Source organism: Paenibacillus sp. SER-28, from assembly GCF_052906305.1.
Map to the genome: position 1 here is coordinate 878,141 of NZ_JBRECM010000002.1, position 11,733 is coordinate 889,873.

Below are 11,733 nucleotides of genomic sequence, written 5' to 3' on the forward strand. Positions count from 1 at the left end.
AGAGGGGGATGAGAAAGGCCCTTTTACAGTATAAATGTTTCTAATTATATTACTTATTTTCATACAAAATGTCAATTTTTGTAATGCGAGACACAAGGAAATTCGCTACTTTTAATGTGAAATCTAGTAATTCATGATTCAGATTGTTGCATCATCGCTGAAGACAAAAATCAATCTCCTCCGAAAAAGAATTTTATATTTCGTTTAATCCCAGAGGAAGAGATGTTGAAAATTACAGACATTGGATTTCATGTGGACCAACGTACAGGCTTTCGATCCTGCGGGTCACCTCAACAAAGAAGGCCTGACGAAGAACAAAGTCTATCACATTGCCAGCAACATCAAGTTTATTGAACAGAGAACCATGTTGGGTGAAAAGGAGAAGTGAAGTGAGGAATTCAGAAGGGAAGATATAAGGCCGAGATCGATGGGGAGTCTATCGTATTTATTATTGGCATGAGAGTAAATCGTCTGTGGGCGATAAATAAGTGGTTACCTGTTTCCAAAGCAATGGGGCCGATTAGAGAACTATACATGGACAAAGATCTGGGGTTTCTCGGGATTGGCTGGCGAGGTGAACCAGTACAACAGCAGCACTTGATGTCCGCCCACCATCATCTGAAGTAGGAGCAGTTCATGCATATGTTATCAAGGACCAAAAAGGAAGTCTATCAAGCGCTGAAGAGGTTTTGGCCAAAAGCACACCGTGCAATAAAAGACATGCGCCCTATCTGCGGAGAAGTAGGCCCCGTAAATATTGTCTAGACAAAACAGCGGTTCTCCGATATTGGAGAACCGCTGTTTAAAAATTGTAGCCGGCTGCGGATCGACCGTCGGATTATACAAAAATGAGGGCTATGATATTAATACAATGCTAAGTATCAACATAAATAAAGGAATTCCACTGTCGGATAACGCTACCGAATTTGCCATGTCAGCTGCCGTTGGGATTAGCGACAATTGTAATTTCATTTTGCAAGATAGCTCTTCTTAAGTCAGTTTCTTATCCGGTCTATAAATAAAACAGGGCGAACGAGTCTAGAACTGTAATCTTGAAAATAAATCGAGTCTTCCTTGTGTTGTCGCTTGCCAGCTCTTTAACCGCCTCCTTCTGCACCTTATGCTCCATCGTTTCTAACGCGTCACTTTCCACAAGCAGACATGGAATCGAGCCAACGGTCATGAGGTAGCTTTCGCCGCATGACGTACAGTCGAATGAGAACTCCCTCTTCACAAGCGTTTGCTTGCACTGCGGACACGCCCAGTTAACGTCTGTTAATGGTCAAGCATTGCTCACCGCTGCTCCTCCTTCAACCATGGCTAGGCTCTCCTTCGGTGCCGGAGGCATCTTCACCAAATGGACAATTTTGAATACTCTTCTACCTGCGACCATATCGGTATGATTTTGCGTGCCGGGTGCCTCCAGCCATTCCCATACTCGATCTTCCCCTTCTAAGGAGCCTTCAAGCGCATGCAGGCGGGTATCCAGAGCATCGTCTCCCGATTGTAATACATTGCCTGTAATATCCCGGATCAACGAGGTGTGAAAGCCTAGTCTTTGCCACTGCTCTTCATAGCGCGGCACGTCGGAAGCGCTCATAATATCCGCATACAAAAATGTCCCACCTGGCTTTAATACACGGTAGGTCTCCGTAAAGAACAGCTCAATATGAGGGTACAAATGCGAGGACTCGATGTTCAGCACAATGTCGCAGCTTTCCGTTTTAACAGGCAGCTGCTCCGCGTCGCCAATACAATAGTAAGCCTGCTCATATCGGTTATTCCTTTGGCAAAAATGAATATTGGACGGTGTCAGATCAATGCCGACCACGCTGCCGGTCCCATAGTTTTTGCATAGCTCGCTCACGTTGCCTCCCCGTCCACAACCGATTTCCAGGATATCCTTGCCTGAAACATCCAGGCCGCCAATAATTTCGCGAAGCAGCTGGATACTGCTGTGGTTAATACCTTGAGGGCCGCCCGGTAGTTCGTTATCGGATGCATAACCCCAGTTAATAAAGGTGGAAAATCTGGACAGTCTTTTCTCCTCAAGCGACCGGTTAATAGAGTCAAACATGCCGATGATCGCTTCCTTTTGCGCCGCGCCTTCGGCAAGCTTCTCCGCTACAGGACGGTCAATTAACATACTTGCGAGGCCCTCTTCCCAGGCGTATTCGAGGCCGCAGGTCTTGCAGATCAAACAGTTGTCCGCCTCATAAAGATCACTCTTGCATTCAGTGCATACCAGGGTAATACCGGACAAAGGCCAAGTCGTTTTCATATCTACATCTCCTCATCGTTTTAGCCGCTTGCGCTGCTATAATTATTTATCGCCTTTCTCCAAATCAAACGGACATTTACCAGAAGAAGGATCGGGACGAGCACCGCCCCATAGCATAAGCCCTTCATCCAGCCTATTCATAAAGAAAAGTGGACCAAAATTCGTAATAATTTTCTGCATTCATAATCTTTACTCCCCATTTGTTGCTTTTTCTGATGCGCGATATTTTATCCTTACTTACCTGGCGCTAGGATGAACACTTTACCACGATCAATCCCCCCCCCTTTAAAATTTAGAATTAATTTCAAGAATATGAATTAAATATACAACCTTTATGCATATGTTTCCAGTTATTTTACAATAGTGATGAATAATCTCTGCCAACGTGTCGAGGGACAAGAACATTGCACCGTTTAAAGTCACTATTATATCGGCTTTTCGTATTATTAGGACAGCCAGAAAGAAATTTTCTGGTTTGCCTATTTTAATGGGTGTTTTACGATGGTGGTAGCCCGGAGAACGAGGGCGGCTTAGGGACAAAGAACCTGTACAAAATCCATCCAACGACCATGTTTGAGCTGGTTGAGGGCTATGACCTCGTATCACAAGCTAAGCTATGGGTTTGGAAACCAGGTGGGAATGCCGGTAAATCGAATTAGGGAGGTTTTTATGCAACCCGTTGTTGGAATTGATGTGGCGAAAGGATGTAGTGTTATTCAGGCCTTCAAAAAGCGTAACGAACCATATGGAAGGATGGAGACCCTCCAGCATGGTGAAGAAGGTTTCGAGCGGCTAGGGGAAGTGCCTAGCAAACTGAAAGAGGCAAGTGGTGTGGAGCCTGTCGTTGTCTTCGAGGCAACCGAACATTACCATCGAGGTTTGGCAGGATATCTGAAACGTAGCGGATGGATTCACTACATCATCAATCCTTTGCAAGCGAAACGATCCAAAGGCACACAACTTCGAAAAAATGAAAACCGATGCAGCAGATGCTTGGCATATTGCCGAGATGTATTACCGTGGGGATGTTAAAGCGCATCGCGAGTGGGAAGAGTCCTACAGTGAGCTTCAGCACTTGACCAGGCAGCATGAGTTTGTGACCGCTATGTACGTGCAGGCGAAGCTAAACAGCTAGAATTATTGAAAAATAAAAAAAGTCCACTTCTAAGTCATGAACTGTGACCCGTAAGATGGACACTTTGAAAAAAGTACCCTCTTACGGGTCTTTTGCGTTTTAATCAGATTATAAAAGTTTGTGGGGATGTAGATTATGAAGAAAATCGGACGGGTTTTTACGGAGAAAGAGATCAAGGTACTGGAGTCGAATCCATCCATTTGGGTATTCAATGGTTTACATTTTATTTACTGAATAATTAAATGCGATAAGGAGAACTCAAATAAAAACGGCCGTTTTCAGTTGAAACACTATTAAAATGTGCATATGTAAACTAAAAAGTTTATTTTAATTTAAAAAATAATGCGAATGTGAAAAAAAGTTTGACATTTGTACACATGTGGTTTATTTTGTTAAATATGGGCATTTTGTTTTGAGTGCTCTTGTAGTTTTTCTTGGTTGCTTCTATAGAAAGGTGGACGTAATATGTCCCGAACGAGTTGAATCAATTCTAATATGGATCTTATTTAAACCCAAAGGAGCGTGAGCAACATTAACAAAATGCACTTATCAGATGATATTAGCAGCAGAAAAGGATCAGGAAATCTGTATTACAGGTAGACATATAGGCCCCAATTTCATTCAACATACCCCACATGATACACAGCCTGACTTCGGCAGCATGCATTGGGGGCATGCGGTAAGTGAGGATTTGGTGCATTGGGAGGAACTTCCACCAGCCATCCCGCGGGGGGAAGACGGAGCGATCTTTTCGGGAAGTGCAGTGGTTGATAAGAACAACACAAGCGGTTTCTTCAGCGAAGAAGGATCAGGATTAGTTGCAATTTATACGAATGAGGGCAACGTGGCTCAGCCCGGCAAACCACAGGTGCAGGGCATCGCTTACAGCAGGGATAAAGGTCGAACTTGGATAAAATATGAAGGTAACCCTGTTTTGTTCCCAACGAAAACGCTAGACTTTCGTGATCCGAAGGTGTTTTGGTATGAAGAATCGTCAATGTGGGTTATGGTTCTTGCCGTAAGAGACCGCGTCGACTTTTACACGTCTTCGAATCTGAAGGAATGGTCTTTTGCAAGCGATTTCGTTTCCGATATTCCGGGTATCCATCGAGGGATATTTGAATGTCCTGAGGTATTTAAAATCCAAGTGGATGAGGATCCCAATATCACTAAGTGGGTTCTGTTGCTAAGTGTCGGGGATAGAAATGGTGTGAATCCAAACGATTCAGAACCACCAGCAGGCGGTTCTGGCATGATGTATTCTATAGGCAACTTTGACGGTAAGATATTTACAAGGGATGAAACGTTGGAATCATTCGATACGATCAAATGGATAGATTACGGGTCTGACTTTTACGCGGCCGTGACATGGGATGGTATTCCGAAAGAAGACGGACGAAAAATCTGGGTCGGCTGGATGAACAACTGGCGTTATGCCTCTACCCTTCCTTCAAAGGAATGGCGTGGCCACATGTCAATCTCCCGAGAGATTCAGCTTAAGACATATCCGGAAGGAATTCGCTTAATCCAAGTACCTATAAGAGAGTTAAGTTAACTCAGAAGACCGATTATGTCTCTGCAAGACTTAACGATTAAGCCAGGTAGCAACGTCTTATCTGATATTTCTACTGCAAAGGCCGAATTATTGCGGAATTTGAAATCGGTACTGCCGTGGAATTCGGGTTCAAGGTGCGTTCCTCTTCTACTCAGGAGACAACCATCGGATATGATGTCTTGAATGAGGAGTTGTTTGTCGATGGGACGAAGTCAAACGCAATTGATTTCCATTCTGATTTTGCTGCAAAGCACCAAGCCCCCATGAAGCCAGAGCATGAACGGATAACCTTGAGCATTTACGTTGATTGGTCTAGTGTCGAGGTCTTCGGCAATAAAGGAAAAACAATCGTTTCAGACATGATTTTCCCGGACTTGGAAAGTAGAGGACTAGAACTCTATACCCTTGGCGGAGAACTAAAGGTCGTGTCGCTTCAAATCAATGATCTGGTAAGCATCTGGGAAAATGAGACGGTTTAGACTTTAGCAATGGCTTGATTCGACGAAATGGTTACAGTCCGGTTTTGGGCACCCGGATCTGAACTTGGTACCCCAAACTAATTAACGAAGCAATCACTCCTTAAAACGAATAAGGACTACAGCGTTGCGGTGGTCCAGGAAGTTTGACTCTATCTGTGCTGTCAGTCTGTAGTTCTTAGCTAATTGACACTAAATCAAATTCTCTCCCAAGGGGGTGTCTAATTGCGATCCAAGATATTACCGATGCAGTATCCGGCAATCACCTCGTGGCAGTGGCAGGCAAATACGTTTGCCGTCCTAGCCAATTACCCGCAAGCAAAGCCGTGGATAATGACACATTTCATTCCTCTCCAGCTCACCTTAAATGAGGGAAGTTCCTATGTGGACTTCTACCGTACTCCTACCTTTGAATTTTGTCCTTGGCTGCTTCGCCAACATTTAAGTCGTCAGTTGGTTCGAAATTTCAACAAGGATATATGTACTTTTCTGATGGATTGTATAGACATGAATAATTATATTTATTTGCTTCTTGATCAAGCGCAGTTTTTGGATATTGAATCTTTCTTCTCACATGACTCATTTATTTTTGGTTATGACGAGGAGAGGGATATATTTCATATCGCCGATTTTACATTCATGGGGGGGAAATACTCATTTAACGAAATCACATTTGAGCAAATGAGACGTGCCTACGAGGGAATCGATGATGATGGAGATTGGTTGTATGCGGGGAAGGGTGGTCTCTCTCTGTTACAATTCAACGAGCGAGCAGCTTATGACTTTAATCTAAACTATGTTATTGAGCACCTTAAGGACTATTTAAATGGAGAAAATCCCGCCGACAAATACAGAGAGTTGGGTTATATAACAAATCCATGTGTATGGGGAATTCGTGTTTATGACGAGCTGATTTTGGATATAACCCGCATACGCAGTGGACAAATTGAGGAAGATAATCGCCCGTTTCAAATGATCTATGATCACAAGATCTTGATGTTGGAACGAATTGACTTCATGAATCAAACTGGTGTTCTAGGGGAAAGTAATCAGCTCAAGGTTCGCTATCAGACGATTGCTGACGATGCTCTATTAGCGCGAAATTTGATTATCAAATATTCACTGACGAAAAACGAAGATAACCTCAAAAAAGTGGAAGTGTTAATTAGGCGTATTCAAGCCTGTGAGCGCGAGGCTATTGAACTTATGATCTACAACTTGAGCCTTGTGTCAAACATAACTCCAATGGGCGTAGAGGAGGAGGTCTAACGTTGAGAAAACAACCCTGTTTGGAACGCATCCAAAACCTTATTCATCAAAAGATACCGGACTACGATAAACAACGTATAAACGCTAACACGTTACTTAAAGAGATATGGATCCAAATGAATTCTATGCAGATGATTACATTCGTCGTGGAGCTCGAAACCGAATTCGGTCTAGAGCTCCCGGACGAACTGGTAGGTAACATGGCAGGCAGTCATCTAACCCTTGGCGACTTGGCTGATCTTATTAAAAGTTACCAGGAACGCTTATAGCAAGCGGTACTTGATCATGCACACTCACAACATGCAGTCTGAAGCAATATGAGTTTGGATCAGGCTGATGCTCTGGCGGACGGCACGAATGCGCATGTTGAATCACTTGTCTAAGCATCTCCCATCGGGAGTGCCATAATAGACGGATCTGGGAGCGGTATTCCAGGATGGCCGCAGTCTTCTGTTTCAAACTGCACTTGGGAAGTGAAATGTAGACTGGATGTAGATTCCGAGCTAGGTCAATTTCCCATTTTATATCTTGACCATAGTTTAAATACGGTAGATCTTCGTAGTAAATCAAACGGGCAGAGACTTCCAGATCACTAATACTTCGTACAGCCTGTTCGGCCGCAACCCGCACGATACCGTGATCCACATGTCTTCCGATTGCAAGCGGAATATAAATATGATCGTAGTCTGTAAGACAGAGTCGTGTCAAAAGAACTTTTGTTGCCTCAGAAATCACGTCCAGCTCGGTCTCGTAGTCACTACGGAACAGATCGTCCAGCTTTTCATATGAGGGGGCACCGCTGCGATCTTTACGATAGATACATTCCTGCATGTTCAGATGAATCGTGTCCACATCGAGAAGATCACATGCACTAATGTCCTCTTCTCGCCGTACCTTCATCACGTCGGAGCTTAGTCCGAACTTTTTGTGCAGGATGCGAGCAAGTAGGGATAGATCTGTGCCAGTACCAGTGAAAACAGTTGCTATGGTCACATGATAGCCAGCACGAACAAGCAAATCGATATAATCGCCGCAAGAAATAATAGCATCGTCCAGATGGGCGGAGACAAACAGACAGTGGTTATTCAAGGGTTCAAGCCCTCCCTTTAACAGTGATAAGAAATATATTACTATTATACCTTTTATTTATTTTTTTTGGAATTAAATAAAAAATCTAAAATACAACTTGAAAGGATGACGTTTATGTTTGAAACATTAAAAAATATCATTGCAACTGTGCTCGAGGATGACTCGCTTCGTGAAACTCTCACAATGGAGAGCGACCTGATTAACGACGTCGAGTTAGATTCCCTACAGATGATAACGTTTATTCTCGGAGTTGAAGATGCTTTTGGGGTGGAGATCGTTTACGAGGACCTGGACTTGGCTTGTCTGCGCTCAATCGGTGCCTTCATGGCATTCCTAAAAGGCATGAATCAAGAGGTCGGGTAGTATGTTGGTTGCCAGCACCTTTGATTCGGAAACCTATTGGCGTGAAGAAGGGAGTAGCAGGTTGCCTTTTATTCCTGATCCTTCACGGTCGCGGGTGGTAATGGCTATGGATGAATTGCTGGCTTCCTTATGCGGCCCGGAGGACACACTGTTGACCCGCTTTGAGATGGATGAGGCGCACATGGATTATTTGGCGCACATCGGCTTTCATTTTACACAGCTTAGTGCGAATGTCCCAAGCCATGAACCAAATCTATTTCGCGCTCTGTACGAAGTTCCAGAGACCGACGAGCGGCTGAAGCAGTTTAGTGAAATGACTCCCTTTTCAGTCGTACCTTACGTTCACGAGCTTCTCGACAGGTACAACTATTCGAACAAGCTGCCCACCCTTCAAGACGTTAAACGAGTAAATTCTAAGTTGTATTCCGCCGATCTTGCTAAGAGACTTTTGGGCAGCTCCTATAGCCAGCCAGTGTTCAGCGCGGATGAATTGGCTGCAGTAGGGCTAGAGCTTATGGGGTTGTCGAATGGGGTCCTGTTAAAAGACCCCTTTGGCGTAGCTGGAAAAGGCAATATGCTGTTTAAAAACCTATCCTCTTTGGAACGTGTAGTAAGCTATTTGCGCAAACAAGAGCAAGCTGGTTCCTCAACGGCGTTTCTTGTCGAGCCGTTCCTTGACGTGGAATATGATTTTTCCTGCCAATTTTCAATTGATGAGAGCGGGTCGTACCAGATCGTCGGCTTGCAGCAAATCATCAATCGACAGTTTGCTTATGTGGGGTCACAAGCGATGCAGGAGGAGAACAGTCATTCGCTAATACGGAACGGTTATTTCGATGTCATTGAGAAGCTTGCTTCCTCACTATACAAGGACAGGTACTTCGGCCATGTTTGTGTTGACTCCATGATACTAAAGGACGGGACAATCGTGCCGATTGTAGAAATCAACGCCCGTCAATCGATGGGACTGGTCAGTCATCGACTGGGCGAACGGCTGGAAAATGGGAAGCACGGGACATTTACGTTCCGAACGGTAGGCAGTCGCCATCGGTTTGATTACGGGGAGTGGCTGCGACAGCTGGATGATGACGGCGTTTTATACCCTAATCATACCGGTGAGGGCATCATTCCGCTTTCCCCGGCGTGCATGTTTGCTGGCTATGGGGAATCAGATTACCCACAGACATTAAGCGAAGGCAGTTTCATCAAGGGCAGGCTTTATCTGTTTGTAATCGCGCGAGATGTGCAGGAGCAGAAAAGTTTAATCGACAAGCTAAAGGAACGTTTTGAAGTCCAGGGAGGCAAGTGGTATGGATAGTCATTTGAAGCCTTGTGTCACTATACTTGGATCCGGTAACTCACTAGGTGTGTACATGCCCGCCGTACAGCTAGGCATTTACCTGGAGTGTTCCGGCATTTCAAACGAAGTCTGTGTGCTCGAAAATGTGTATGTCGACGGCTTAAAGAACAAAGTGCCGGCTTATCGTAAAGCCTTTCATGATAATTTCGCTATCGCTCGGAAGAGTGTGGAGTTGGCTCGCGATATTTCAGATTGCCTGGATCCCACCAAGGTACAGCTGCTGCTGGAAGATTGGTCCCGTGAGCGCCGGACGTCGTTCATTGCGTTGACTGGGTTCTGGATCCCGATTTTGGAACAATATGAACGGTTTGTTGGAACTCGGCTCGAGGTCGACATGCTTCATCTCGATGCTACGCTTTCGCCATCTTATTTGGTCTATGGATCTCGAAGCGAGCGGTACAACCACATTTGGTTTTACGAACCGACCAAGAAGCGTTTTGAATTACAACTTCCGATGACGGACGAAGCACCGATCCCGTTTCGCCAGCGAGAAGAGAGAATGGTGGTCCATGGTGGCGGCTGGGGGATTGGGACCTACCCGCAGGCTGTTAGAGACCTGCTTGAAGGCGGTATGGAGCTGGATGTTCTGGCTTATTTTGACGAGGATATCCAGCCTGATCCACGCATTTGCTATTATCGGAACGACCCCTCGTGGAGTCCGTGGCTGAGGAATAGACGAGGGGAGTTCGGTTTTCCTCCATTTGCTCAGATCCAACATGGAGAGACTCCCATTTACTTAGACAGCGGAACTGTTCCCCTGCTGTTTGAACGAATTCGCCGTTGCACAGCCATTGTCAGTAAGCCGGGTGGCTATTCCTTGATGGAATCGTTCGCCGCTGCGACGCCTATGGTTTTTCTTGAGCCCTTTGGAAGACACGAAACCGCCAATGCTGAATATTGGATTAAGCAAGGATTTGGCGTGTCCTTTACGGATTGGAAGATGCAGGGGTTCAACATCGAGATATTGGAACGTGCTCATTGTAACCTACTACATGCCCGCGAACATTGCAAAACTTATGGAGGTGTAAATTATGCAACCCAAAACGAGTCGGAAGTTTGATGAGCGTGTGTTTAACGATCTGAAGCGTACAATAATGAATATGTCCCGGGTCAGTCGGCTTCGAGCGACCGATAGTCGCTATGCGATGGAGATCCCGGAAGATATCGGGATCAAGCTGAACAACGGGTGCAACTTGCGTTGCAAGCATTGCTACGAGTGGAACGCGGACGGCTTTCACTGGGACATGTCCAAGGAGGAGCAAGGTAAAGAAATTGATGTCGCGTTGGTCGATAAGCTCCTTGCCTTCACCCATGAGAAGAAGTCGAAAGTTTATCTTTGGGGCGGAGAGCCGTTGTACCATAGCAAGTTCGATCAGATTGCGAATCTGCTGGAACGCGATCAGCGAACGACGACGATTTGTACAAACGCGATTCTTCTGGAGGAAAAGTTAGATTCACTGCTTAAGATCGGTGAGGGACTTGTCGTACTAGCCAGTCTGGAGGGATTCGAGGCTGAGAACGACGCGATTAGGGGCAGAGGAACCTACAAAAAGGTGGTTAGTGCCATAGAACGTCTGCTGGAGTTGCAGCGTCAGGGCATTTTCAAGGGCAGAGTATCCGTCAGCTTGACGATGAATGATCTCATGATTCCCAAAATGTTTGATTTTATGAAGTTTTTCGAGGAGCTGGGCGTGGATTCGGTCTACTTTGTATATCCGTGGTATATCGCACCTGAGTCTGCTCAGGAGATGGACAATTTCTTCATCAAAGAGTTTGACTGGCTGGATCCAATCCGTCAGGGTAGCTGCAGTTGGAATTCATTCACTTATCATATCTCCGGCGAGAAGGTGGGGGCACTCAAGGAGGAGGTTCTCCGCATCTCCGAGCAAACATGGGGAAGCCGGGTTCGATTTATGCCCGCATTGGAGCAAGACGAGATAGAGGATTTTGTCACTGGCGTGCAGAGGACCGGGATGAAGCGGAAGGAATGCTTGGCGATCTCCACCCGAATGGACGTATTGCCGAGCGGAAACGTCACTCCGTGCAAGTTCTTTCCTGAGATGGCGGTCGGCAACATTAGTGATGTGGATGTGAAGGAGGTTTGGAAGGGGGAAAATTTTGCCAAACACCGAGAGGTATTAGCTTGCGGACTGATGCCGGTCTGTTCCCGATGCGGGTTACTTTATCATTATGGCCGGTAAACGT

At 45.5% G+C, this 11,733-nt stretch carries 14 protein-coding genes; 11 read left to right on the plus strand and 3 right to left on the minus strand.

The window, feature by feature from the left end; all coding sequences use genetic code 11:
* Nucleotides 1-450: 450 nt before the first annotated feature.
* The gene (locus ACUYLD_RS09560) at nt 451-627 is read left to right on the plus strand and encodes a monooxygenase family protein (RefSeq protein WP_414126402.1); all 177 of its coding nucleotides are present in this window, start codon (nt 451-453) and stop codon (nt 625-627) included.
* A gap of 655 nt (nt 628-1,282) precedes the next feature.
* Here the strand turns inward: ACUYLD_RS09560 and ACUYLD_RS09565 are convergent.
* Both ACUYLD_RS09565 and ACUYLD_RS09570 read right to left on the minus strand, forming a co-directional pair.
* Entirely contained in the window at nt 1,283-2,281 is a 999-nt protein-coding gene (locus ACUYLD_RS09565; RefSeq protein ID WP_446674875.1) for a methyltransferase domain-containing protein, read from the minus strand.
* A 42-nt stretch (nt 2,282-2,323) separates the two neighbouring features.
* Nucleotides 2,324-2,461: a hypothetical protein gene (locus ACUYLD_RS09570; protein WP_250261288.1), complete on the minus strand. Its 138-nt coding sequence runs from the start codon at nt 2,459-2,461 to the stop codon at nt 2,324-2,326.
* Nucleotides 2,462-2,950: 489 nt separating this feature from the next.
* On the opposite strand from ACUYLD_RS09570, the gene ACUYLD_RS09575 reads away from it, so the two are divergent.
* The 6 genes from ACUYLD_RS09575 to ACUYLD_RS09600 all read left to right on the plus strand — a co-directional run bounded on the left by ACUYLD_RS09575 (nt 2,951) and on the right by ACUYLD_RS09600 (nt 6,985).
* On the plus strand, nt 2,951-3,313 hold the full coding sequence (locus ACUYLD_RS09575; RefSeq protein ID WP_254349568.1) for an IS110 family transposase: 363 nt from the start codon (nt 2,951-2,953) through the stop codon (nt 3,311-3,313).
* A complete protein-coding gene (locus ACUYLD_RS09580) occupies nt 3,291-3,416 on the plus strand; it encodes a hypothetical protein (RefSeq protein WP_446674876.1) in 126 nt (41 codons plus the stop codon). Before ACUYLD_RS09575 ends, ACUYLD_RS09580 begins: the two co-directional genes overlap by 23 nt.
* A 553-nt stretch (nt 3,417-3,969) precedes the next feature.
* A complete protein-coding gene (locus ACUYLD_RS09585) occupies nt 3,970-4,971 on the plus strand; it encodes a glycoside hydrolase family 32 protein (protein WP_235309778.1) in 1,002 nt (333 codons plus the stop codon).
* A gap of 134 nt (nt 4,972-5,105) precedes the next feature.
* Nucleotides 5,106-5,450, plus strand: a complete 345-nt coding sequence (locus ACUYLD_RS09590) for a GH32 C-terminal domain-containing protein (RefSeq protein ID WP_336077163.1) — start codon at nt 5,106-5,108, stop codon at nt 5,448-5,450.
* Nucleotides 5,451-5,693: 243 nt separating this feature from the next.
* On the plus strand, nt 5,694-6,716 hold the full coding sequence (locus ACUYLD_RS09595; RefSeq protein ID WP_446674877.1) for a hypothetical protein: 1,023 nt from the start codon (nt 5,694-5,696) through the stop codon (nt 6,714-6,716).
* A 2-nt stretch (nt 6,717-6,718) separates the two neighbouring features.
* The gene (locus ACUYLD_RS09600) at nt 6,719-6,985 is read left to right on the plus strand and encodes an acyl carrier protein (protein WP_446674878.1); all 267 of its coding nucleotides are present in this window, start codon (nt 6,719-6,721) and stop codon (nt 6,983-6,985) included.
* On the opposite strand, the gene ACUYLD_RS09605 is transcribed toward ACUYLD_RS09600, so the two are convergent.
* The gene (locus tag ACUYLD_RS09605) at nt 6,960-7,805 is read right to left on the minus strand and encodes a PIG-L deacetylase family protein (protein ID WP_061828347.1); all 846 of its coding nucleotides are present in this window, start codon (nt 7,803-7,805) and stop codon (nt 6,960-6,962) included. The genes ACUYLD_RS09600 and ACUYLD_RS09605 overlap by 26 nt on opposite strands.
* A gap of 114 nt (nt 7,806-7,919) precedes the next feature.
* Between ACUYLD_RS09605 and ACUYLD_RS09610 the strand changes: the two genes are divergently transcribed.
* From ACUYLD_RS09610 to ACUYLD_RS09625, 4 genes are read left to right on the plus strand one after another with little or no spacing between them, the layout of a single operon-like run.
* The gene (locus ACUYLD_RS09610; protein WP_061828348.1) at nt 7,920-8,168 is read left to right on the plus strand and encodes an acyl carrier protein; all 249 of its coding nucleotides are present in this window, start codon (nt 7,920-7,922) and stop codon (nt 8,166-8,168) included.
* Between the two features lies 1 nt (nt 8,169).
* Nucleotides 8,170-9,486 (plus strand): hypothetical protein, encoded by a 1,317-nt coding sequence (locus ACUYLD_RS09615; RefSeq protein WP_322161017.1) that lies wholly within the window; start codon nt 8,170-8,172, stop codon nt 9,484-9,486.
* Nucleotides 9,479-10,588 (plus strand): hypothetical protein, encoded by a 1,110-nt coding sequence (locus tag ACUYLD_RS09620; protein WP_061828350.1) that lies wholly within the window; start codon nt 9,479-9,481, stop codon nt 10,586-10,588. Before ACUYLD_RS09615 ends, ACUYLD_RS09620 begins: the two co-directional genes overlap by 8 nt.
* Nucleotides 10,560-11,729: a radical SAM protein gene (locus ACUYLD_RS09625; RefSeq protein WP_061828351.1), complete on the plus strand. Its 1,170-nt coding sequence runs from the start codon at nt 10,560-10,562 to the stop codon at nt 11,727-11,729. The genes ACUYLD_RS09620 and ACUYLD_RS09625 overlap by 29 nt, the downstream gene beginning before the upstream one ends.
* Nucleotides 11,730-11,733: the final 4 nt, after the last annotated feature.